This is a genomic window from Aurantiacibacter xanthus, from assembly GCF_003584015.1.
In the GTDB taxonomy this organism is placed as follows: Bacteria; Pseudomonadota; Alphaproteobacteria; order Sphingomonadales; family Sphingomonadaceae; genus Alteraurantiacibacter; species Alteraurantiacibacter xanthus.
In genome coordinates, this window is record NZ_QXFM01000117.1 from 87,758 (window position 1) to 111,786 (window position 24,029).

At 63.7% G+C, this 24,029-nt stretch carries 17 protein-coding genes; 4 read left to right on the forward strand and 13 right to left on the reverse strand.

Annotation, left to right across the window (positions count from 1 at the left end; genetic code table 11):
- Positions 1-33: 33 nt before the first annotated feature.
- The 4 genes from D2V17_RS14975 to D2V17_RS14990 all read right to left on the reverse strand — a co-directional run bounded on the left by D2V17_RS14975 (position 34) and on the right by D2V17_RS14990 (position 5,054).
- Positions 34-1,263 (reverse strand): acyl-CoA dehydrogenase family protein, encoded by a 1,230-nt coding sequence (locus tag D2V17_RS14975; protein WP_119593608.1) that lies wholly within the window; start codon positions 1,261-1,263, stop codon positions 34-36.
- A 66-nt stretch (positions 1,264-1,329) separates the two neighbouring features.
- Positions 1,330-2,838: an amidase gene (locus D2V17_RS14980; RefSeq protein WP_119593609.1), complete on the reverse strand. Its 1,509-nt coding sequence runs from the start codon at positions 2,836-2,838 to the stop codon at positions 1,330-1,332.
- 52 nt (positions 2,839-2,890) lie between these two features.
- Positions 2,891-4,141 carry an acyl-CoA dehydrogenase family protein gene (locus D2V17_RS14985; RefSeq protein WP_119593610.1) on the reverse strand — a complete coding sequence of 417 codons (1,251 nt, stop codon included), beginning with the start codon at positions 4,139-4,141 and terminating at the stop codon, positions 2,891-2,893.
- A gap of 295 nt (positions 4,142-4,436) precedes the next feature.
- Complete coding sequence (locus D2V17_RS14990) at positions 4,437-5,054, reverse strand: TetR family transcriptional regulator (RefSeq protein WP_119593611.1); 618 nt, start codon at positions 5,052-5,054, stop codon at positions 4,437-4,439.
- A 289-nt stretch (positions 5,055-5,343) separates the two neighbouring features.
- Between D2V17_RS14990 and D2V17_RS14995 the strand changes: the two genes are divergently transcribed.
- Together D2V17_RS14995 and D2V17_RS15000 are read left to right on the forward strand one after the other, a co-directional pair.
- Positions 5,344-6,282, forward strand: a complete 939-nt coding sequence (locus D2V17_RS14995) for a LysR family transcriptional regulator (protein WP_119593612.1) — start codon at positions 5,344-5,346, stop codon at positions 6,280-6,282.
- A gap of 203 nt (positions 6,283-6,485) precedes the next feature.
- The gene (locus D2V17_RS15000; protein ID WP_119593613.1) at positions 6,486-7,658 is read left to right on the forward strand and encodes a MalY/PatB family protein; all 1,173 of its coding nucleotides are present in this window, start codon (positions 6,486-6,488) and stop codon (positions 7,656-7,658) included.
- A gap of 69 nt (positions 7,659-7,727) precedes the next feature.
- Here D2V17_RS15000 and D2V17_RS15005 read toward each other — a convergent pair whose 3' ends face one another.
- The 4 genes from D2V17_RS15005 to D2V17_RS15020 form a co-directional block, all read right to left on the reverse strand.
- Positions 7,728-8,501 (reverse strand): glutathione binding-like protein, encoded by a 774-nt coding sequence (locus D2V17_RS15005; RefSeq protein ID WP_191229219.1) that lies wholly within the window; start codon positions 8,499-8,501, stop codon positions 7,728-7,730.
- A gap of 53 nt (positions 8,502-8,554) precedes the next feature.
- Complete coding sequence (gene sseA / locus D2V17_RS15010; protein ID WP_119593615.1) at positions 8,555-9,397, reverse strand: 3-mercaptopyruvate sulfurtransferase; 843 nt, start codon at positions 9,395-9,397, stop codon at positions 8,555-8,557.
- A gap of 59 nt (positions 9,398-9,456) precedes the next feature.
- Positions 9,457-10,809, reverse strand: coding sequence for a spinster family MFS transporter (locus D2V17_RS15015; protein ID WP_119593616.1), 1,353 nt, complete (start codon positions 10,807-10,809; stop codon positions 9,457-9,459).
- A 92-nt stretch (positions 10,810-10,901) separates the two neighbouring features.
- Complete coding sequence (locus tag D2V17_RS15020; RefSeq protein ID WP_191229220.1) at positions 10,902-13,406, reverse strand: TonB-dependent receptor plug domain-containing protein; 2,505 nt, start codon at positions 13,404-13,406, stop codon at positions 10,902-10,904.
- A 367-nt stretch (positions 13,407-13,773) separates the two neighbouring features.
- Between D2V17_RS15020 and D2V17_RS15025 the strand changes: the two genes are divergently transcribed.
- Positions 13,774-15,078, forward strand: coding sequence for an MFS transporter (locus tag D2V17_RS15025; protein ID WP_119593618.1), 1,305 nt, complete (start codon positions 13,774-13,776; stop codon positions 15,076-15,078).
- Positions 15,079-15,167: 89 nt separating this feature from the next.
- Here D2V17_RS15025 and D2V17_RS15030 read toward each other — a convergent pair whose 3' ends face one another.
- The 5 genes from D2V17_RS15030 to D2V17_RS15050 are packed head-to-tail and all read right to left on the reverse strand — an operon-like array spanning position 15,168 to position 20,939.
- Positions 15,168-17,309 carry an acetate--CoA ligase family protein gene (locus D2V17_RS15030; protein ID WP_147367436.1) on the reverse strand — a complete coding sequence of 714 codons (2,142 nt, stop codon included), beginning with the start codon at positions 17,307-17,309 and terminating at the stop codon, positions 15,168-15,170.
- The gene (locus D2V17_RS15035; protein ID WP_119593620.1) at positions 17,302-18,144 is read right to left on the reverse strand and encodes a p-hydroxycinnamoyl CoA hydratase/lyase; all 843 of its coding nucleotides are present in this window, start codon (positions 18,142-18,144) and stop codon (positions 17,302-17,304) included. The genes D2V17_RS15030 and D2V17_RS15035 overlap by 8 nt, the downstream gene beginning before the upstream one ends.
- Before the next feature lie 21 nt (positions 18,145-18,165).
- Positions 18,166-18,612 carry a MarR family winged helix-turn-helix transcriptional regulator gene (locus D2V17_RS15040; protein WP_191229221.1) on the reverse strand — a complete coding sequence of 149 codons (447 nt, stop codon included), beginning with the start codon at positions 18,610-18,612 and terminating at the stop codon, positions 18,166-18,168.
- Positions 18,613-18,636: 24 nt separating this feature from the next.
- On the reverse strand, positions 18,637-19,743 hold the full coding sequence (locus D2V17_RS15045; RefSeq protein WP_119593622.1) for an acyl-CoA dehydrogenase family protein: 1,107 nt from the start codon (positions 19,741-19,743) through the stop codon (positions 18,637-18,639).
- On the reverse strand, positions 19,740-20,939 hold the full coding sequence (locus tag D2V17_RS15050; RefSeq protein WP_220474127.1) for an acyl-CoA dehydrogenase family protein: 1,200 nt from the start codon (positions 20,937-20,939) through the stop codon (positions 19,740-19,742). The genes D2V17_RS15045 and D2V17_RS15050 overlap by 4 nt, the downstream gene beginning before the upstream one ends.
- 305 nt (positions 20,940-21,244) lie before the next feature.
- Here D2V17_RS15050 and D2V17_RS15055 point away from each other — a divergent pair, with 305 nt between their 5' ends.
- A complete protein-coding gene (locus tag D2V17_RS15055; protein WP_119593623.1) occupies positions 21,245-23,950 on the forward strand; it encodes a TonB-dependent receptor domain-containing protein in 2,706 nt (901 codons plus the stop codon).
- Positions 23,951-24,029: the final 79 nt, after the last annotated feature.

Here is a 24,029-nt window from a genome sequence, read left to right on the forward strand (position 1 = left end):
TCCTGCAGAGGGGCTGGGGCGTTGCTGGCGAGATCAGCCGTTCTGGAAGGCCGCCATGGCGGCAGCGACACTGCCCTGCTCGCTTTGCAGGACAGGATGGGTCCGCAGCACGGCGACGTTGCGCAGGAAACGGCCCATGGGCGTGCCCGCCTTGGCCGATGCCGACGTGCCGGCGGCACGGAACAGCAGGTCGATTGCCTCCCACGCCATTTGCACGCAGCGCTGCGCAATCTGGTTGAGCCGCATGCGTTTCACATCGTCGAAGGGGATGCCCTCCTCCTTCCACTGCCTTGCATAGCCCATGTACTCTTCGCCCGAGCGCACGAGAGCCGCTTCGGCGGTGGAGATCAGTGACAGCGCCTGCCCGTATTGCAGTTGCGCCACCGGGTCGTGGCACATCTGCCTGAATGGCGGCGCTTTCGACTTCTTGCTGCGAAGGATCTCCTCGAACAGATCGAGCGCACCGCGCGCCGCGCCCACTGCCACGGCAGCGGTTTCCCCGATCAGGAACGGGCCGATAAGCCCCCAGTACATCGGGTTCTCATGCAAGGGAACTTCGGTCACGAGCGGCTCGGCGCCGCGCTCCATGCCGGACACGCGAAGCACGCGCTCGCTCGGCACGAAGACATCTTCGACATCGACGCGCTTGGACCCGGTGCCCCGCATCCCCATCACGGACCAGTCGTCCACGATCGTGCAGTCCTTCATGTCGACGATGGCCTGGATCAACCCGCCATCCTCACCTTCGACCCTCGCCAGCCCCATGAAGTGGGTGCCAATGTCGATGCCGGAAGCGGAAACCCAGTGGTTCGATACCCGGTATCCCCCCTCAACGGGGACCGCCGTGCCCAGCGGGGTCAAGGCGCCGGGGCAGCGGAAGTCGCCCGCTTCCCCGAAGACTTCGATCTGCGTCGAAGCCGGATAGCGCGCCAGCACCACCGGATGCCCGCCAACGAGCGACGTCACCCAGCCCGTTTCGCTACAGCCCCGCGCGATCTCGATGATGACCTTGTAGAAGTCGTCGATACCGAATTCGTAGCCACCGAAAATGCGCGGCTGCACCATCCGGAAGAACCCTCCGGCAATCAGCTCCGCGGCGATTTCCGGCGTAACGCATCCACCCGCCTCGCAGTCGGCCTGGGCCGCGCGCAACTTCGGCCGCATCGCCCTTGCCCGCTCCAGCAGAATTTCCGGCGTCAGACCGGGTTCCGGCTGCGGTATCGCCTTTGGTTTCCTCACAGGCTCCATCAGCTTCGTCGCCATCAGAACAGTCCTTCCATTCGTTCAAAGCGCTGCCACGGCCGCAACCGCGCAAGGCGCTGCAGAGGTTCACCCAAGTGTCTTTTCGAGAGGCGGACGCGCCGCCACATAGCCCAGCCGCCGTTCGATCAGCGCCGCGAGCCGGATGGTGGTGCGATCCTCCATCGCCGGGCCGATAAGTTGCAGGCCCAGCGGCACCTGCCCTTCCCGGCGCGGCGCGGGAATCACCGTCGAGGGCAGGTTCGCGACAGTGGCAAGGCCGGGCCAAGACAGCTGCGAGAGATAGACCACGTCGCGATCATCCACCTGACGGCGACGATAGAGCTGGGCCTTCATGCCCTCGCCCGAGAGGTCGTGCGGGAAAGCTGCCGAGGGGAAGACCGGGCAGACCATGGCATCCCATTCGCGGAAAAAACGCGCCCAGCCGTCGCAGAGCCTGGCCCGCGCTTCTTCCAGCCTGCCCCACCTGAGCGGATCGGGTTTCGCACAGCCTTCGAGAATTCTGCCGAACGTCAGGGCGTCTTCCGGCAGGTTGGCAAGATCTTCTGCCGTAAGCTCGAAGTCCTGCCCCCCGAGAACGATCGAGAACAGCATGTTCACATAGGTTTCGAGCGCAGCCTGCGGATCGAAGTCGGGCCTCGCGGTCTCGCTGACCTTGGCCCCTTGCGCGCGCAGCTCGCCGGCGAGCCGGGCGATTGCCTCCTGCGTTTCGGACGTGGCCGCATAGGGCAGATCCTCGCTCCACAGTGCGACGCGGAAGTCGGACAGCTTTTCATGCCGCGACGGTGCCACGGTGGTGGAAAAGGCAGGCACCCTTTCCGGACCCGGCGCGGTCAGGATATCGAGCGCCAGCTCCAGATCGCAAGCGCTGCGTGCCATCGGACCGGCAACGGCCAGCTGCGGCTCTTCCATCACTCCCGGCATCGGCGGCACGTGCCCTCGGGTGGGCACAAGGCCGTAGCTCGACTTGTGCCCGAATACGCCGCACATATGCGCCGGGATGCGGATCGACCCTCCTATGTCGCTGCCCAGTTCCAGCGGGGTTAGGCCCGCACTAAGCGCCGCCGCCGCCCCGCCCGAGGAGCCGCCCACGGTGAGGTCCAGCGACCACGGGTTGCGCGTCAGGCCATAGATCGGATTGTCGGTCTGGTGATCGGCACCGGCGATGGGGATATTGGTCTTGCCGAAGATGACCCCGCCCGCCGCACGCAATCGCCCGACCGCAACAGCATCTTCGGACGAAATGTTGTCGGCAAGCGGCGGCAACCCGCAGCTGGTGCGCATTCCGATTGCGCTGTAGGTTTCCTTTACCGTGAAAGGCAAACCCGCAAGGGCCCCTGCCGAACCACCGCTGGATAGAGCCTTGTCAGCAGCACGGGCAGCATCGAAGGCCCGGTCGAGATCAAGCGCGACGATGGCATTGATCGGCGCATTCAGCCTCTCATATCGGTCCAAAAACAGCTGGAGCAGCTCCTCCGAACCGATCTTGCGCGTGCCCAGCATGGCAATGAGGTCGCCTGCGGTCGCATAGGCCAGATCATCAGCGGATGCAGCGGCCCTCATGTCTAAATCACTCATAGCTGCGAACTCCCCCCGCCAACCCGCGCGCAAACGCTGACTGATCTCGCGATCAACGTCCGAGTCCGAACTGAACCCGGCCCATCACGCCCGCCGCGTCTTCGAGCTGAAGCACGGCATGCGTTTTCAGCACCGCGAAATTGCGCAGGATGCGGGTCAGCGGATGCCCCTCTCGCGCAGCTGTCGAGGTTCCGCCGGCGTGGAAGATCATCTGGAACGCCTCCCAGCCGAGCTGCGCGCTCTGCACGGCGATGGCACGCAGGCGGATCGAGCGGGCATCGTCGAAGGGAATACCCTCCTCCTGCTCCTGGCGGGCATATTCCATGAACTCGTGCCCGGCGCCGATCAGGGCAGATTCCGCCATGGCCACCAGACGCGCCGCAGTGCCGTAGTTGCGCTGATGGATCGGGTCGTTGAACTTCTCGAGATAGGGCGGATAGGACGCCTTCTTGTGCCAGAGAATGTCCTCGTAATGGTCGAGCGCGGCGCGCGCCGTCCCCACCGCCACCGAGGCCGTCTGGCTGATCAGGAACGGTGAAATCGCGGTGGAGTACATAGGGTTATCCGAAGTCGTGCACTTCAGGCTCAAGGGCTCCGCGCCGCGCGCCATGCCGTGACAACGCATGACCCGGTGCTCGGGCACGAAGATATCCTCGGCCACCACCTTCTTTGAGCCGGTGCCGCGCATGCCGATAACGTCCCAGTCATCGACGATTTCGTATTGGCTGCGATCCACCAGGATCTGGGCAGGCACCGGTTCCCCCTCGCCCTGTATCATCACCAGCGGCATGAAGTGGGTGGCGATATCCACGCCCGACCCGTTGCGCCATCCGGCGGTGACACGGTAGCCGCCCGGCACCGGAATGGCCTTGCCCGGCGGCGCAAAAGACCCCGCCGCACGAAACTCGCCAGTCGCGCCATAGGCTTCACGCTGCGCCTGTTCGGAAAACTTCCCAAGAACAACGGGTTGCCCCGCCACGAGAGCAAGAACCCAGCCGATTTCCGTGCTGCCGCGCGCCAGCTCCATCATCACGCGATAGTAGGTCGCCACATCGAACTCGTAGCCGCCAAACCGCTCCAGCTGGATGATCCGATAGAAGCCGGCAGCAACGAGTTCGTCGTTGATGTCCTGCGGAACGCGCCCCTGCCGCTCGCAGTCCTCTTCCGCAGCGCGTAGCCGGGGGCGAAGGTCCTGCGCTCGTCGTAGCAGGTCAGACGGCGTCAGGCCCGGCTCGGGCTGCGCGATTGCGTCCGTCACCTGCGCATCCGGCACGTGTTCGATTGCGGAAATGTCTGTTGCCAAGACGATACCTCCCGATGGCAGCCCACCTCATGCTCCGGCGCCCCAGACGAGCCACCAGCTCCCCGCCAGCCACACCTGTCATGCATCTGTGTTAGCAGCGATAACAATAGAGTTATCAACGATAACATGTCTGTCAAACGGAATTTTTCTCCACATGGCACAGCCATGCAGATGACCCACAATAACCCTTGTTTTTCAGAATATTACCGCATTACAAAAATAGCTGCGGCGCGTCAGAACGCCACGCTATAGCGGTGTCGTCAGCGATTTTGGCAGGGCAGATATGCCCGGGGACTCAGGCGTCGGCGCTGCTGTCCTGATTGAGCTTCAGCCGCAAGCCTTCGATCATTACGTCGAGCGCGAATTCAAATGCTTCACAGCGATTGTAATCTTCGGGCGAGCGGTCATCACGCTGCCGCTCGCTTTCCTCGTGCAGCTGCCAGCCAACCATCAGGCGGGTGATGAACTTCGATGCGAAGACCGCCCGATCATGGGTGAAGCCGGCATCCTGCAGCGGCTTCGAGATCAGATCCAGCGGCTCGATCGGCAGCGATGCCGCAATAAGCCGGGCGCCATCGCGATGGCTCATCACAGCGGCAAAGGAAGCCCGCGCGGTCGCCCGCAACCACTCATCCCACTGCTCATCGGCTCGCGGTTGACGGATAACCGGCAGCAACAGAGCCGCTGCCATGTGATCGAGCAGCGCCGCCTTGCTGGGGAAGTGCCGGTAGAGAGCAGGCCCTTCGACCCCGAGCTGATCGCCAATGCGCCGCGTCGTCAACTTGTCGAAGCCAACCTCGTCCAGCAAGTCCAGCGCCGCCTTGACGATGATCGGGCGAGTCAGCGGCCCACGGTCCTGCGTCGCGTTCGATCGCCCCACGGGCCCTGGCAAAACTGTCGCATCCTCGCTCATAGGGGCAGCCTGATAGAGCCAAGGTTACGAATAGCAAGCATGGCATCCATCATCCCATTTTACCCAGTATTGAGTGCAAGATAGCAGGATAAGCGCCCCACGCCTTGATGTATGGCAAAGCCGCCAATAAGTACTTGTTGCCAGTGCGCCCGATAGGTCCGGTTGCGCTGCACCGGCGCAATATCCCCGCCCGGGGCCTGTTCAACGGTCGGCGAATGCGACAGACTATCCGAGCAAATCGCCCCATATGTGCGCCTGGAAGCACCCGTAGGCCAAAGCAGGACCAGAGATGAAGGAACGGCTGCGCGAACTCGACCTCAACCTCCTGGTGATCCTCGATGCCTTGTTTCGCTGCGCCAATGTGTCGCGCGCGGCGGAGGAATTGCAGATGTCGCAGAGCGCGGTCAGCCACGCGCTCAAGCGGCTGCGCGTCCTGTTCGATGACGAGCTGTTCATCCGCGCGCGTGAGGGCATGGCCCCTACTCCGAAGGCCTCGCAACTCTCGGGCTACGTGGCCGAGATCGTGCGCCTCGCGCGGCTCACCATGCTTTCGGGGCAAACCTTCGATCCTGCCGCCTCCGACCGCACGCTGAGCGTCGCGCTCGGCGATGCCGGCGACATGGTGATGCTGCCCGATCTGGCGCGGCATATCCGCGATGCTGGATCACACCTGCGCATCTCCTCGATCTCGTGCTCCGCCGAGGAAGCCGTGCCGCTGCTCGCTTCGGGCAAGCTCGATGTCTACGTCGGCAACATGCAGGGCTCGACGTCGGATATCCTGTGCCAGCGGCTCTACGAAGATCGCCTCGTCATCATCGCCTCCAGCAAGCACAGGGTGCGCAAGCGGATGAACTTCGAGCAGTATCAGCAGAGCGAGCACATCGCGGTGCAAATGCGGACCAAGCCAAGCGCGCGCAACGTGGTGACCAATCTGTTCGAAGGCCAGGGCGTGATCCGCAAGGCCACCATCGAAACGCCGCACCTCGCCTCGGTGCCGCTGGTGCTCGAACGCAACGATCACCTGATCTCGACCGTGCCGATCTCGCTCGCCGAGTATTTCCAGAAGACAGCCAAACTGAAGATCATCGAGCCCGACTTCTACCTGCCCAATATCGAAATCAGCCAGTACTGGCACCGGCGCTACAACAACGATTCCTTCGTCACCTGGGCACGCCACGCCATCCGCGACCTGTTCCAGAACCGCCCGGTCAAATTCGGGCTCGGCTGATCGCTTCGAAGCCGCCTCTTATGTGAAGACGCTCGATAGAGGTTATCAGGTTGATGCATGCCGTAAATCTGGCAATCGCTCCCTCCCCAACCTATCCCTGCCCCATCATTCCATGACGTCATGGCCGTGGCGCCCGCGCGCCGACCGCCAGATGCGGGCCAGCATGAGGCCCAGCCGACGACAAGGGCAAGGGACGCGATACATTGACCAATTTCACGACCGCTATCGACGCCATCGCATTGACCGAGCTGCACCGGAGCGGAGCGACCAAGTGGTGCGGCGATGACGAGACCATTGGCGCTTTCGTCGCCGAGATGGACTTCAACACCGCCCCGGAAATCAAGGCCGCCCTGCATGCAGCGGTCGACGAAGGCGCGTTCGGCTATCTTCCTGGCCGGCTGCGCGACGAGCTTCAGAACGCCACCGCCGAATTCTACGCGCGCCGCTTCGGCTGGTCGTTCGCAGCCTCGGATGTCCACCATGTGCCCGACGTGATCAAGGCGCTGCAACTCGCGATCGAGCATCATAGCGCGCCCGATAGCCCGGTAATCGTCCCGACCCCGGCCTATATGCCGTTCCTCGTGATCCCGCCGATGCAGGGCCGCAAGGTCATTCAGGTGCCGATGGCGGTGCATGACGACGGATATGCCACCTTCGATCTCGACGGCTTGCAAAAGGCTTTCGATCAGGGTGCGAACCTGCTGGCGCTGTGCAACCCTTACAACCCGCTCGGCCGGGTATTCTCGCGCGAGGAGCTGGTTGCGGTCAGCGAGGTGGTCGCACGCAACAATGGCCGGGTGTTCGCCGACGAGATCTGGGCACCGCTGGTCTACGATGGTCATGCCCATATCCCCTATGCCTCGGTCAACGATACCGCAGCCGGCCATACGATCACGGCGGCCTCAGCCTCGAAGGCGTGGAACCTGCCCGGTCTGAAGTGCGCGCAGGTCATCACCAGCAACGATGCCGACCGCGAAATCTGGAGCCGCATCGGCTTCTTCGCCGGGCATGGCACCTCGAACCTTGGTGCGGTGTCCAATATCGCCGCCTATCGCGACGGAGAGCGCTGGCTGGGCGAAGTGCTGGCCTATCTCGACCGTAACCGCGCCGCGATCAGCGACCTTGTCGCGCAGCATCTGCCCGGTGTCCGCTACCGCCAGCCCGAGGGCACCTACGTTGCCTGGCTCGACATGCGCGGGCTGGACGGGATCGACAACCCGGCCGAATTCTTCAAGGAACACGCACAGGTCCATCTGACCGACGGAGCCTCGTGCGGCAAAGGGTTCGAGGGCTTCGCAAGGTTCATTTTCGCTACCCCGCTGCCGATCCTTCGCGAAGCTTTCGAACGCATGGGCAAGGCGCTGCGCGAGCGCTGACGCGCCGCCCTTGTCACACTGTAAGGCCGCTCCCGATCGCGATCGGGAGCGGCCTTGCTGTTTTGGAGGTCAGCCGCCGATGAACAGCGGGGGATCGCCTTCGCGCCGTTCGAGCCCGAACAGCGGCTTCAGACCCGGATGGCGGCCGAGCCCGCCGAACAGATCGAAGCCGCGCTCGATCCAGTCGCGCAGCGGGTCGTTTTCGGCCAGCGGCGGGGTGCCGACCAGCGAGGCCGCCCACAGGAAGATCGACAGCGGCGCATAGTCGGCAAAGTCCGGCGCGTCGCCGCCCAGCCAGCGCTGACCGCTCAGCACTTCGCGCAGCGGCTCCAGCGCCACCGAGACGCCCGGCAACCGATCCTCGCGCCCGGCCTGCACCTCTTCCATCGTCTTGCCGCCCAGCTGCACCTGCTCGCGCGCCTGGCGGACATAGGCCCGGTCTTCTGGCAGGCAGGCATCGTGATAGTCGAGGATGAAGCACTCGAACCACGGGCGTACGATCGCCAGCCACATCCAGGTATCGCAGAATTTCACGCTGTTGTGGTGGATCTGCCCCTGAAACAGCGCGGGCAGCTCGGGATAGGTCTGGTCGAGATAGTCGGCCACCACGAAGTCACCGCCGCGCAGGCTTTCGAACACCCAGTTGTCGCCATCGCGGATGCAGGGGTTGTGATCGGTCCGGCCGCCGCTGCGCTCCTTGATGGTGGTAAAGCCGCCGGTGATGACCTTGTGATCGAGCCCCTTGTGGGCGAGCGCATATTTCTGCTGCCAGGTAAAAGGGCTCATCGAGGTGCCCGAGTTGACGGTGGTGTCGATGATCTCGATCGGTTCGCGCTGAGACATGATGGAGGTCCGTTTGCTGTCGTGAGGAAAGGGGAGCGGCAGGCGCGCCCGCGTCAGTTGGTGCCGAGCGCCTTGGGCAGCGCCGGGTCTGCGCCCCATTCGGTCCAGCTGCCATCGTAGAGCGCGACCTCGTCATTACCCAGTCGGCGCAGCGCCAGTGCAAGCGCGCAGGCGACCACGCCGCCGCCGCAGCTGACCACCGCGGGCCGCGCCGTATCGACGCCATGCCCGGCAAACAACGCGCGCAGTTCGTCGTCCGATTTCATCAGCCCTTCTGGCGTGAACAGATCCCAGAACGGAACGTTGATCGAGCCGGGGACATGGCCGGGCGCAATGCCGGGCGTGGGGTCGTCGTCCTGCCCGGTGAAATGCTGCGAGCCGCGCCCGTCGAGGTGCAGGCGTTCGCGCGTCTCGATATTGGCGAGCACATCGCCCTTGGCATAGAGCCGCGAGGGATCGAAGCTGGCGACATAACTGCTGGCCGGACGCGAAACCTCACCGCTTTCGAGCGGACGGCCTTCGGCCTTCCAGCGCGCCAGCCCGCCATCGAGCACGTAGACCTGCTCCAGCCCGAACAGGCGGAACATGAACCAGGCGCGCATGGCGGTCTTCACCACGCTGTCGTCATAGATGACGATGCGCTGCGAATTGTCGATGCCGAGCTGGCGCATCCGCTGCTCGAACCGGGCCTTGGTCGGCAGCGTGTTGTCGGTTGCGGCATCCGGGTCGACCAGCGTCAGCAGGTCGAGGAACACCGCGCCGGGAATGTGCCCGGCTGCATATTCAGCCGCAGAGTCGCGCTCGGGCTCGAAATGGTGGCGGGTGGCATCGACGATGCAGATGTCGGGCGCATCAAGCTGCCCGGCAAGCCAGTCGGTCGAGACAAGATCGGTCATTGCGAAACTCTCCCAAGGTCTGTCCGGCGGCAGCTGACCTGCGATCCGGACCGGTTAGTCTAACGCCGCCAGTTGCGGGCGGTCTCGGCGTCGGCCTCCAGATAGCGGCCCGCCAGCAGCATGAACGGTCCCGCCACCACCGCCACCGCGGCGGTAATGCTCATCGAATAGCGGATTGCCTCATCGCCCCAGATCGCACCGAAACTGTCGTTCATCAGACCGACTGCAAGCGGCCCCATGATGTCGCCCAGCATCGAGTTCGCGAGCAGGTAAAAGGCCATGCCGAAGGTGCGGATCTCGGGCGGCATGACCTGCACCAGCAGCAGCGAGATCAGCGGCACGGCCATGGTCACGGCAAAGCTGTCGATCCCCGCGCCGATGGCGATGACCCACAGGTCGGAGGAATAGAGGAACAGATACTGGGCAAGGCCGACGATCACGAAGCAGATGGTCGGCAACCAGAACTGCCAGCGCGTGTCGCGCCGCATCAGCCGGGCCAGCACCACGCCGCCAGTCAGACCGCCAGCCAGCCCGCAAATCCCGCGCACCGGCCCCAGCACGCTGGCGCTCTCGCCCACGCTGATCTGGTGGACGCGCACCAGGAAAGTGGTGCCCCACACGGTGTAGGCATAGAACGAGATGATCAGCAGCGACGCCGACAGCGTGATGAAGATGAAGGTGCGCTGGCGCAGCATGAAGGCCAGCGATTCCCGGAACGCGGGCTTTTCCAGCTCCGCCATCGGCTGCTCGGCCTCGTCGCGTTTGTCGAACTGGCCGCGCAGCGGTTCCTTCACTGTCGTCAGCAGCAACAGCCCGAGCACCATGCCGATGGATCCCGCCAGCCAGTAAACGGTGCGCCAGCCATGGATTTCGGCGATCCAGCCCGCCGCCGGGGTCAGCACCAGGCTGGAGAGCGAGGTGCCCGAGACCATGATCGAAAAGGCGATCGGCCGCTTCATCGGGTTGAACAGGTCGGACAGCATCGAGGTGCTCGATGGCGTACCCGCCGCCTCCCCCGCACCCATCAGGAAGCGGGTGGCCGCAAGATGCCAGAAGTTCTGCGCAAAGCCGGTGAGGACCGTCATCAGGCTCCAGAACGAGAAGCCCAGTCCGATGATCACCTTGCGGCTCTTGCGGTCGGCGATCCGGGCGATGGGGATGCCCATGAACGAATAGACCAGCACGAAGATCAGGCCGGTCAGCAGACCAAGCTGGGTATCGGTGAGATCGAGGTCTTTCTGGATGAACGGAAACAGCAGCGAAATCAGCAGCCGGTCGAAATAGTTGAAGGCATAGACCAGCGTGAGCATGCCCAGCGCATAGATCGACCCGAGGGTCCAGCCTCCGGGGGCGCGGGCGCTCAGACCGGCGGCGGCCCCGTTCCCTTCCTGCGCGCGAGAATCAACCGGCATCGTTCATCCTGTCCGTCTGGTGCTGCAAGAAAAGGGCGTTCCCCGGCATGCTACCTGCTGGTGACACACCGGGAGACGATTTGCCAACGAGGTCAGAAGTTCACCCGCAGCTTGGCATAGTAGTAGCCGCCATTGATGCCGAACGGCGAAGCCAGCATCGGCATGTTGTAGACATAGGTGCCGTCTGCCGGACGCAGCACGCCGCCATCGTTGATGGTGGGCGCGGTATCGGGCCGCTTGTCGAACAGGTTGTTCGCCCCGATCCCGAAGGTCATGCCGTCAGCGAATTCATACTGGATGTCGATGTCGGTAACGGCGGTGGTGCCCATCGTCTGGCGGGTGCCGCCAACGCCTGTGCCGTTAAGGCTCAGGATGCGGGAGACTTCGCCGTAGATGCTTTCGCGCAGGGTCGCGCTGAACGCACCCCTGCGGTAGGTCAGCGAGGGCAGCAGGCGCCACTTCGGCGTCGCATCCTCAAGGATCGTCATCGCCGACGGCCCCAGCAGCGCAACCTGCCCGAAGGCCTCCGACGTCACCGCCGCTGGCAGCGCAGCCTGACGGCGCACTTCGGTGTCGTTGATGTTGAAGCCGACATAGGCGTTGACGCGCGACTGGTCGTCGAGGTCGAAATCGTAGCTCACTGTGGCGTCGATGCCGCGGGTGCGGGTGTCGGCGGCATTGGTGAAGATCTGCATCGCGACATAGCCCTGCGTGCCGTCGAGCGTGTTGCCACGGTCGGCAATCGCATCGAGCACACCCTGCGAGACCACGTTCGGTCCCAGCTTGCCGAGCAGGAAGCCCGAGGACAGGATGCGGTCATCGATATCGGTCTGATAGGCGTCGATAGTCATCTGCAGGCCGGGTGCCGGGTTCAGCACCAGACCAAGGCTGAGGTTGACCGATTCCTCGGGGCTCAGTGCACTGAAGCCAGCGGTGGCAGCGCCTGCCGAGTTGGCCGGAACCAGCACGATGGCATAGGTCGGCGTCAGCGTGGTCGAGGAGTAGAACTCCTGCTGCAGGGTCGGCGCGCGGAAGCCGGTGCTGACCGTGCCGCGCACGGCGATGGCGTCCGACAGGTCATAGCGCGCGGTCAGCTTGCCGATCGTGGTATCGCCGAAGTCGGTGTAGTGCTCGAAGCGACCGGCCAGATCGACCTGGAAGCCTTCGAAAAGATCGACCGACAGATCGACATAGGCCGCAACGTTCGAACGCGAGTGATCCCCGGCGTCGGTCTCCTGGAAACCCGGATAGCCCTGCCCGCCTTCCTTGTAGGTCGAGTTTGCATCGCCCTGCCTGATCTTGAAGGTCTCGCGCCGGTGCTCGGCGCCGAAGGCGACGTTCAACGGAGTGGCAAGGCCGACCTCGAACTCGCGGCTGATGTCGAGGTTGTTGGTCCACTGGGTGGAGACAAAGCCGCCGTTGTAGAACTCGGTCGGGGTCGCGCCGGTTTCGGCATAGAGCGAAGCGTTGGCGCTATGGTCGAGCCACAGGGCCTGGGTATCGTGGCCATAGGTCGAGGACAGATCCCAGCGCCAGCCCGAAGCTTCACCGCGCAGGCCGAAGGTGAAGGCCAAGTCATCCTCGCGGAACACCTGCCGCGGGCTGAACCCGGTGGGATAGAGCGCCACGGTTTCCCCATCGACCTGAGTGGTGACGGCGCTGGCAAGGCGGTAGTTCTGGAACGCCCCGGCATAGCGGTGGCTGTAGGTGCCGAAACTATACAGCTCGGTATCGCCCCCCAGCTCGTAACCCGCATTGTAGGCGAAGTTGTAGAGCCGGTACATGGCATCGCCCTGGGCGATGTTCACATAGGGATAGTGCTCGTTGGTGGCCACGCCAATCGCATCGAGGTCGCTCAGATCGTCGCGTACGCTGCCGTCGGGGTTCTGCGCGCGGTAGTCGATCCCGCCGACCTGGCTGCGCTCGTGAATGCGCGCTTCGCCGGTCAGGTTGAGATAGCCGCTGCTGCCGAGCGGCAGGCCAAGGTTGACCTGCGCATTGCCGGTTTCGCCGTCGCCCTTGAAATACTGGCCGCCGGTGAGGCTGACGCTGCGGCTGGTGGCCGAATCCTTGAGGATGATGTTGATCACACCGGCAATCGCATCGGTGCCATACTGTGCCGCCGCGCCGTCCTGCAGCACTTCGACGCGGGCGATTGCATCAACCGGGATCAGATTGAGGTCAGCCGCCGCAGCGCCCTGATAGGCGCCCGAGCCGGGGGAAACCTGGAAGTTCGCACTGGGATGGCGACGCTTGCCGTTGATCAGGACCAGCGTGTGGTTCGGGTTGAGACCGCGCAGCGCTGCTGAAAGGGTGAAGTTGCCGGTGTCTCCGCCCAGCGACTGCGCAGTGATCGAGGGCAGGTTCTGTTGCAGGCCCTGCGTCAGGTCCGGCTGACCGACCCGCTCGAAGGCGTCGGCACCGACGATCTGGATCGGCGCGGCGCTGTCGGAGGCGGCAACGCCCTGCGCGCGGGTGCCTGTGACGATGATGGTCGACGACGAGCTGCCAGCATCGTCCGCCTGCGCCGCTGCCTGTGTCGACAAAGCAGCCGCAACGCATGCGACCAGACTGGTGCTCCAGTAAAGATGCGTCATTTCCCCGTTCCTCCCGAATTTTGGACTCTGTCGGTCGCGAGCCCGAAGCTCGCTGGCGGCCCGTAGACCGGTGACAGCCGGCTCCTTTTCCGCGCCCTGCCTATCGGATATGTCGAAGCGCTCTCGCAAGCACATCGGGTAGATAGTCACTATCGACAATGTGCATATTTGGCATTGGATCAGCCAACCCTCCGCCCTACTGCGATCTCTCCGGTCCGAGGGAGCATACGGGATCAAAACTTCATTGCCAAAAGCATCATTTTCATTTGCTTTGACAACCATTTTGGGCGTAGCTTTGCTTTCATAGAGAAAGAGTCGCGCGCCGCAAAACTAGGCTGAAAACAGCTGGGGCGCGCCGGGAGAAGGTATGTTTAGACTAGACGCTGCATTCCGTGCGGAATTGCGGCAGAATTGGCCCATTCTGCTGATCGCCTTTGTTTGCTTCCTGTTCGGCTTTGCCGCGCCGGCCTACGCCCTGCCATTCATTTTCCCCGAAGCTATCAAGGAATTTGGCTGGAACCGGGAGGAGGTGACACTGCTCGCTTCGTCGAAATACGCCGTGGGCGCGATTGCGGCGATTGCCGTCGGTCGCGTGGTCGACTGGACCGGGGCCTGGCTCTCGCTGATCGTCACCGTCTCGATGGGTGGAGCGGCGCTGATCAGCTTCCTGTGGATCGACAATCTGACCCAGTACTACATGTCAGGCGTTCTGCTCGGCTTTGCCTCAGGCGGAACCATGGTCGCGCTCAAGGTGCTCATTTCCCGCAGTTTTCATGCCTCGCAGGGAACGGCCATGGGCATGGCCCTGCTGGGCACGGTGGCCGGGTCTATCATCCTACCCTTTATCATCACCGTCACCATCGCCGCCTTTGGCTGGCGGATGGGCATTGCCACAATATCGGCAGGCATCTGGATCGTAGCCCTTCCCCTGCTGGTGTTCGGACTGTTTTCCCGGCGCATGTCGTTCGGCCACCGCATCACGCGCGAAGACCGGCTGGCCGCGGCCAGCAAGGGCGACACCCTCCCCCTGCGAACCATCATCAGGGAACCACGCTTCTGGCTGATCGGCATCGCGGTGTTTCTGGTCGGCGGCGTGGACATGGCCTTCACCCAGCATCAGGTGCTGATCTTCAACGATTTCGGCATGGCGCCGGAGTGGGTTGCGCTGGCGGTCAGTGGCCTTGGCGTCATGGGCATCGCAACCCGGCTGATCGTCGGCAACATCCTCGACCGTTCGTCGAACAAGGGACTGGCCGCTTGCTGGGTGATGCTGAGCATTTCGGTGGTTCTGGCTTTCGGTCTGGCCAGCCCGCTGATCGTGATGGCCTTCATCGTCACCCGCGCCATCGGCCACTCCGCCGTGATGCTCGACACCGGGGTGATGACCAAGCATGTCTACGGCCCGAGCCAGCTCGGCACCATGCTCGGGATTTACACCGCGATGGTCAGCACGGGCTTTGCTATTGGCCCGTGGCTGATGGGCAAGCTCTATGATGTCTACGGCAACTACGGCGTGGCCTTTGTCGTGTTTGCCATTCTGCCGCTGGTTTCCTCAGCGCTGATCTGGCGCGTCAGGCCGGTCTTCTGGGAAAAGATGAAGCAGGCAAATCGGGCGCGGGAGGACAAGGAACCCATCCCTCTCACCGCGCCCACCATGGTGGGCCGCAGCTAAGCTCATACAACTCAAAAAGGGAGGGCGGGATTGCCGATAGTGGCAAATCCCGCCCCCTTTTTCCTGTGCCCGGAACGGGCCGGGCCGCGTCAGGAGTGGAAACTGGCCAAGGCGTCGAGCGCCATGCACCCCTTCCCCTGTTCGTAGACCCGCAAGGGATTGATCTCGATCTCGCGCAGTGACGGCTCTGCCCGCAAGGCAGCCCCCACCAGCGCAGCCACCTCGACCAGCGCATCGAGATCGCAGGCAGGGCGGCCACGTCCGCCCGTCAGCACCGGAGCTGCACGCAACCGGCGTAGCTCAGCCTTGATATCCTGCTCGGCCAGATCGGCGGGGAACAGGCAGAAATCGCGCATCGCTTCGGCCCAGATGCCCCCCATGCCGACCATGACCACAACACCCCAATCCGGGTCGCGACGCGCCGCCACGATCATCTCGACACCGGCAGGCGCCATCTGCTCGATCAGAATACCATCCAGCGCCGCGCCGTTCAGGGCCCTGCCGACAGAGGCGCTCATCCGGTCCCACGCAGCGCGAAGAGCTGCCTCGTCAGCGAGCATCAGTTCGACACCGCCCGCCTCGGTCTTGTGCAGCAGATGTTCTGCCTGTGCTTTCAGCGCGACCGGGTAGCCGATGGCCGCTGCAATCGCGGTCGCCTCTTCAATTGTGCGAGCCAGCCCCGATTGCGGAACCGGCACCCCGATATCATGCAGAAGCGCCTTGGCCCGGTGTTCCGGCAGGTTGCCGCCCGGCGCGCCATCGAGGCTCAGCGAAAGCCGGGTGGCGGCGCTGCGCCCGGCGCGCTCCAGGTTGCGACCATAGCGGGTGATGGCCGCCATCGTTCGCAGCGAGCGTTCGGGCGAGCGTGTGAAATGGACATTGCCCTCCGCCAGCTTGTCGTGAAAAGTCTGCGGCAGCTGCGATCCATCGCCCATCAGCGAAAGCGAGACCGGCTTCTGCGCGTTCGACAAGGCTGGCTGCAACCCCTCGAAATAGCGCAGCGACTGCATCCCCCCGCCCGGCGTGATGGCGACGACGACGCTGCCGATCTCGGGATCGTCGAGCAAGGCTTGCAGCCCTTTGCCGAGCAGATCCGGCTGCTGCATCGGCTGCGTGGTCAGATCCAGCGGATTGCCCGCATGAGCGAAGCTCGGCAACACGTTATCGAGCACCGCCATGGTCTGCGGCGACAGCGCCGGGACATCCAGCCCCAGCCTGTCGCAATAGTCCAGCGATGACCCGCAGAAGGCGCCCGACGTGGTCATGATGCCCAGCCCCTTGTGCGGAGCCTTCCCGCTGCGCGCGAGAATTTCGGCCACGTCGACGAACTCCTCCAGCGTTTCCACCATCACGGCCCCGGCGCGGCTGACCAGCTCACGCATGGCGGCATAGTCGCCCGCCATGGCTCCGCTGTGCGACTGCGCCGCTTCCTGCGCCCGCGCGCTGCGCCCCGGATGCATCAGCACCACGGATTTGCCGCGCTCATTACAGGCCCGCACCGCCGCCAGAAAATCCTGCGGCCGGCGCACCTGCTCGGCATAGACCATCACCGATTGGGTGTGCCGATCCTGCGCGAAATCGCTCAGAAAGTCCTCGATCCCCAGCATCGCCTCATTGCCAGTCGCTACCGAGTAGGACAGCGGCAGGCCCCGCGCCGTCAGCGCAAGGCAGCAATGGGCCATCATGCCGCCGCTTTGCGAAAGCACAGCCACGGCCGAACGGCTACCCGGACGATCCGCTTCGATGCCTCCGCGGCCAAAGCTGACCGCCAGCGGCGCGACATAGTTGCGGTATCCGAGACAGTTGGGGCCGACGAGCCCCATGCCTGCCTGCTCCGCAATCTGCCGCAGCCGTTCCTGCGCCGCGCGGCCTTCTTCGCCCTGCTCGGCAAAACCGGAAGCGAAAACCGTCGCCGCGCCCATGCCGTGGCTGGCGCAGGCTTTCAGCGTATCCTCGATGGCCGGGCCGGGCACGGCGAGAATGGCCAGATCGATCCCCCACGGCAGATCCGCGACATCGGGCACACTGGTAAGGCCGTCCAGCTCGACCCCGCTGCGGCTGACAAGGTGGATTTCCCCACCAAAGCCGCTGCGCAGCAGGTTCGCCACGGCATTGCGTCCGGCGCTGCTTTCCTTGGCGGACACGCCGATGATGGCGACAGACCGGGGCCGAAGCACCCGGTCCATCATGGGACGAACAACGGTGCCCGCCATCTCCCCCGCATCAGTCACGCTTGTATCCTCCAAGCCCCGGCTTGTAGGTCTTGTCGTCCAGAAACTGCGCCATGCCCTTGCGGCGGCCTTTTTCCGGGTCCGATGCGGCAGTGGCAGCGGCCATGCTGCCGAGCACGGCTTCTGCCGTGCTCCAGTCCATCGATTCTACATATTTGAAGGCGGACTTCGCGTTGCGCAGAACCGTGGGGTTCTTGGTCAGCAGATTGCGCGCCACCTGCTCGACATGATCGCGCAGCTCGGCAAGCGGCACAGAGCGGTTGACCAGCCGCATCCGCGCGGCCTCCTGCCCGTCGAAGGGTTCACCGGTCATGATGTAATAGAGCGCATCGCGGTCGGTCATTACCTGAGCGACCGCACGGGTCACATTGCCCGCCGGGATGATGCCCCAGTTGATTTCCGACAGGCCGAACTGCGCCTCGTCCGCCGCAAAGGCCAGATCGCACGCCACCAGCGGTGTGAAGGCTCCGCCAAAGCACCAGCCGTTGACCATCGCGATAGTGGGCTTGGCGTAGTGCATCAGCTTGCGCCACATCCAGTCGGTGGCCATGCGCCGGACCCGCGCCTGCACCACAGGGGATTCGCCTTCCACCTCGCGGAAGTACTCCTTCAGATCCATCCCTGCCGAAAACGACTCCCCGGCCCCGGTCAGGACTACCACGCCAATATCGTCGCGCAGTTCGATCTCATCGAGCAAAGAGATCATTTCGCGATTGAGCGTCGGGCTCATCGCATTGCGCTTTTCCGGGCGGTTCAGCGTGACCCAGCCGATCCCGTCGTCCACATCGAGTTTGACGGTGGTGTAGGCCTGCGGTTGCGCAGTGGTTTCAGACATACTCTTTCCCTTTTCTTGTTATCAGGTGATGGCCTGCGACAGGAAAGCCCGGATGACTGCCTGCTCGGGCTCTCCGAAAGCGGCGAGGAATTCCTGCTCCAGCCTGTCGGCCTGCTGGTTGATGGCGCTCAGGCCGGTGCGCCCTTCGCTCGTGGCCTCGATCAGGTTGATCCGGCGGTTCGACGGGTTCTCCCGACGCAACAGCAGGCCTTTGCCCTCAAGCTGATTGATCTGCTGGGTGACTGCCTGCGGGGTGATGCTGGCTCGGCGTGCTATCTCGGCGCTCGAACAGGGGCCGATGCCAGCGACCAGCGACAGCATGGTGAATTCCGCCGGCGTCATGTCATAGGCGCGCGTGATGCTCTCCAGCCGGGCGTGGGCCAGCGCATGGAACCGCCGCACCAGATAGAGAATGCGCGCAGGACGCCGCCCCGCTGAAAGCCCGTTCGTTGTGTCCGCTTCATCCATCTGCATTTCCTCGCTGTGTGCCGCTCACGCCGCCGCTTCCAGCGGAGCGAGGCGAGAGAAACGCTCGGTCCATTCCTCCGCCGGATAGAGCAGCTCAAAACTGGTCAGCCGAGCGAAACAGTGCGCCGCCGGATATTCCTCGGTCAGCCCCATGCCGCCGTGCATCTGGACCGTTTCCTCAGCCACTTGCCGGGCAGACAGGGCCGTGCGCACCAGCGCGCCGCAAGCCAGCCGCCAGGCCGCCGGATTGGCCCCGTGGCATGACGCGGCCACGGCTTGCTCCACCAGCGCATCGGCCAGTTCGAACACCAGGCTCATCTCCACCATCCGGTGCTGCAAGGCCTGGAACGCCCCGATCGGGCGGCCGAATTGCTGGCGCGTCTGCAACTGCTCCAGCGTCAGCGTATTGGCCGCACGCATCGCACCAATGGCATCGCAGGCATGCAAGAGGCCTGCCTCCAACGCGATCCGCTCGATGGCAGCGGCCAGTACATCACCTTCGGCCACCAAGGCCGCATCCCGCACCACCACACCATCGAGCGCGACATCGGCGGCCCCGCGTCCGTCAAAGAGCTGGAAGGGGCTGACAGTGACACCGGGATGATCGACCGCGACCGCAAACAGCCGCAAGGTGCCCCGCGCATCGGCGGCCTGCACCAGCACTATCTGCGCGTCGTTACCGCCGAGCCACAGATCCTCGTGCCCGGACAGCCGCCAGCCGCCGTCCTCTGCCTGCGCCAAGAAGCCGCTGTCGCTTCCATACAGAAGCGACGGTGCCGCCACGCTGCGCTGCCCATCGGCCAGCACCCCGCCGATCCCGCACAACGCCGCCAGCCGCGCCCCCAGCAGCGCCGGCACGACAGGCTCTATTGCAAGGCTGCGCCCCATGGCTTCGGCAACAACCGACAGGTGGCCCAGCGTGGCAGGCGCCTGCGCGCCGTCCTCGTCTGCCGCCAGTGCAAAGATGCCCAGCTCTTCGAGGTGCGGCCACATCACCGATGCCTCCAGCCCCTGCCCCGCCGCCACGGCCCTACGCATGGCCTCGCGCTGATCGAAACGGTATTCCCGCTCCAGCAAACGACCGATGCCCTCTGCCAGCATGCGCCGCACATCGTCCTGCATATCGGTCATGCGCTCAGTCCTTTTCCGGAAGTGGCAGTCTGCCTGCCCAGACCAAGCATGCCCTTGGCCACGATGTTGCGCTGAACCTCGCTGGAGCCGCCGTAGATCGTGACCACGCGCGTATCAAAATGGCTCTTCAGCAGGCAGGAATGGGCGCCATCAGCCCCCAGTCGCAGTGCAGCCGGGCCCCTTGCCTCGACCAGCAGGCGGGTAAGGCGCTGTTGCAGTTCTGCCCCTTTCAGCTTCAGGAAATTCGCCTCAAAGCCGGGAGCCTCGCCAAGCTGATAGCGGCCCAGCATCCGCAGGCTGAGCGCTTCCACGCCCATCAGATCCAGCTCGACCGCGGCGATCTTCTGGCGCAGGCGCTCAAGCCCGCCGCCGACATGGCCGCCTTGGCGTACCATGTCCTTCAGGTGGCGCAGCTGCCGCTTGCACAGGCCCACACGGGCAATGTTCAGCCGCTCATTGCCCAGCACCACCCGGGTATAATTCCAGCCCTTGTTGACCTCGCCCACCAGATTTCCGGCTGGTACGCGGGCATTGTCGAAATAGACCTCGTTCGTGGTCCGCTCGCCGTTCAGCAGCATGATCGGGCGCACATCCACGCCGGACGTGGCCTTCATGTCGACGATTAGCATCGAAATGCCCATCTGCGGTTTGGGGGCAACCGGATCGGTGCGGACCAGACAGAACATCATGTCGGCGGCATGGGCGACAGTGGTCCACATCTTCTGCCCGTTGATGATCCACTCATCACCGTCGAGCACCGCGCGGGTTTTCAGGCTGGCGAGATCGGACCCTGCACCGGGCTCGCTAAAGCCCTGACACCAGCGATGCTCGCCCGACAGAATTTTGGGCAAGTAGGTGCGCTTCTGCTCCTCGGTGCCATACCGGATCAGCACCGGCGCCAGCAGTTGCAGGCCGAAGGGACTGAGTTCGGGTGCCCCTTCTTCCGCCAATGTCTCGACAAAGAGGTAGTTTTTTGCCGGGCTCCAGCCGGTGCCGCCCCATTCCACCGGCCAATGCGGAGCCGCCCACCCCTGCCGCGCCAAAGTGGCATGCCAGACGCGCTTTTCTTCCAGGCTGACCGGCTGGGCACAGATCACCCTGCGCCTGACATCGGGATCAAGATTGGCGCGAACGAAGTCGCGAACCTCTTGCGCGAAGGCGGTTTCCTCGTCGGTAAAAATGGCTCTCTCCCGCACCTGACGAATCGAACTTAGGTGACTTTATATAAAGCCGCTTAATAAGAGAGGACTGGCTGCCTGACAAGGGGGCCAAAGGAGCTTCATTGCACTGCACATAAATCATGAGGTTATTTCACTATACAATTGTTTTTATGTCATTTTTATTCCTGTCAAATGCCTCAACGACACCATAATGCAGCCCCTCAATATAGTTATCATAAACAATAGTCTTGTTATCTTGAACAACATGTTTCATGAAATCAGGACAAGATCAGATCGCACAATAAGAACCGTGCGATGCACATTGGGAGAAGAGACAAGCTATGCGCAGACTGTCGCAGGCCGAGGCGCGCGCGCCGGCCGCTCACCGTTCCATCGTTCGCAAAAGTCTGGTGCTGGGGACAGCGCTCACCTTGCTTGCCGCCCCCTCGCTTACCCATGCCCAGGAGGAGGATGACAGCTCGGTCATCATCGTAACCGGTTCCTATCTCGGCGATCAGGGCGTCACGCCCACGCAGATCCTCTCGCGCGAGGATCTGACCACCGCCCCCCGCGCATCTGTGGGCGAATTGCTCACGCTATCGCCCGAGTTCAGCGGCAATGCCGTCTATGGCGATGTGGGCAACAACAACCAGTCGCCCGGCGCTTACGTCAACCTGCGCGGGCTTGGCCCCAGCGGCACCCTCGTGTTGCTGAATGGCAACCGGATCGCGCCCACCTCCGAACCCGACCGTAACGGCAATTTCGGCGTCGACGTGAACACGCTGGCCCCATCGATCATGATCGAGCGTGTCGAGGTGCTGAAAGGTGGCGCTACGGGCCTTTATGGCAGCGATGCGGTGGCCGGCGTGGTCAACTTCGTCACCCGCGACCGGTTCGAAGGACTGGAGGTCGATGCCAGCTATCAGGCCACGGATCATGGTGGGCACAACGAACTGGTGCTCGGCGCGATCATGGGCGTGCAGAGCGAGCGCGGCTCGCTGGTGGCAGCGATCGAATATATGGATCGCAACGAATACGACTTCCAAAGTCAGCCCAAGGCGCGCGACTTTGTGGCGGCCAACCCTTCGCTGTCCACATTCGGCAACCCTGGCAGCTTCCAGTTGCTGCCGGGGCAGAGCTATAACGCCACCGTCAGCCCCGGCCCCCTGCCCCGTTTTGTGGCCGACCCGAATTGCACCACTGCCGAAGTTGAGGGCGGCGGCAATCTCACCGGCCTTGGCGCACCCTACAACCAGATCTGTGGCACCGAACAGCGCGCCGGACGCGAGGCCGTCACGCCGCAGGAACGCCTGGTGGCGTCGATCCGCGGCAGCTTCGACCTTTCGGAAGCGCTGGAGATCGGGGCAGCGCTGGGCTTCGCCAAGACCAGCATGTATTTCGATCCGAGCACGGGCTTTCCCATCACCAGCCAGCCCTTCGTGCCCGCAGCCAATCCCTACAATCCCTTTGGCGGCGATGTGCGCTTCCGCGGCCGGTTCGAAGTCGATGGCTTCTACATCGACGGCCAGTGGTGGAACGCCTCTACCTACGCCAAGGGCGATCTGGGTGACGGCTGGGGCTATCAGGCCAGCTTCACCTGGTCGGAGAACCGGGTCGACGCCCGCCAGCAGGACCTGGTGCGCACCCACTTCATCAACGCCCTGAACGGACTGGGCGGTGCCAATTGCGATCCGGCCACCGGCACGCCGGGCGTCGGCCCCTGCCAGTATCTCAACGTCTTCGCCTCACGCTATCTCGACCGGCCGAATGACCCGGAACTGGTCAACTATGTGCGCGCCACCCAGTTGAAGCAGAACAAGGCACAGCTGATGACCTGGCAGGGCGTGGTCACCGGCGACCTTACCGGCAAGATCGACCTGCCCGGCGGCGGCGTGCAGGTGGCGTTGGGCTACGAACGTCGGCACGAGAAGCTGTCCAAGGATGTCGACCCGCTGACCGAAGGCGGCGACTGGCTGTTCGTGGTCGCCGAGACGGACTTTGCCGCCAGCCGGAATTTCGATGCCGTCTTCGGCGAAATCCAGATCCCGCTCCTGCCCGAGATCGACATTCAGGCCGCCGGCCGCTTCACCTCGTTCGAAGGCCACGAAAGCTTCGATCCGCAGGTGGGCGTCCGTGTGCGCCCCAACCCGCAGGTGGAGCTGACCGGCACCTACAGCACATCCTTCCGCGCGCCCGACCTGCGCCGCATCTATGGCGTGGGGGAAACCGATGCGACCGGCATCAACGTTCCGGGCATCAATGCGCCCGCCACCAATGGCATTGTCATTCCCAACGCTGACCTTGGCCCAGAGGAAGCCGAAAGCTGGACCGCCGGCATTACCGCCAACCCGATCGACGGGCTGCAACTGAGCGCCACCTACTGGACCTATAACTTCAACGGCATCGCCGTGCAGGAAAGCCCACAGTCCGTGGTGCAGGCCTATGCCGACAGTGGCGGGACAGAATTTGCCGACCGACTGGTCTTCGATCCGGTCAGCCAGGAACTGGTGCAATTGTACCTGCAATCGATCAACGCTGCCGAAATGACCACCAGCGGCATCGACATGTCGGCTGACTATTCGTTCGATGTGGGAAGCGCCGGTGTTATCTCGCTGACGGCCAATGCCACCGTCACCACCAAGTACAGCTATCGCGAGACCGACGATGGCCCGGTGATCGATGCACTGGGCAGGAACAATGCAGCGACGCTGGCCTCTGCCATGCCCGAATGGCGCGCCAACGCAGGGATCAACTGGAGCCTTGACGGGCACTTCGCGCAGGCGACCCTGCGTTACATCGACGGTCTGATCGCCACCGAATATGCCGAGGACGATCCGAAGCAGAACACAGACGGCCAGACCGTACTCGACCTGTTCTACAGCTATACCTTCGACCTGCGAGGCAAAACCACAGTGCGGCTCGGGGTCAACAACGTGTTCAACGAGTTGCCTGCCTTCCAGGGAGCCTCGCTGTTCGCGCCCTATGTGGCCGGGGTCTATAACCCGCGCGGGCGGCAATTCGTGCTCGGCGTGAACAAGGCCTTCTAGGCCGCGGTCAACTGCCTCGGGAAACTCCCGGCCCTGCACAAGCGAAACCCGGCGAGGCCATGGCTGCGCCGGGTTTCCT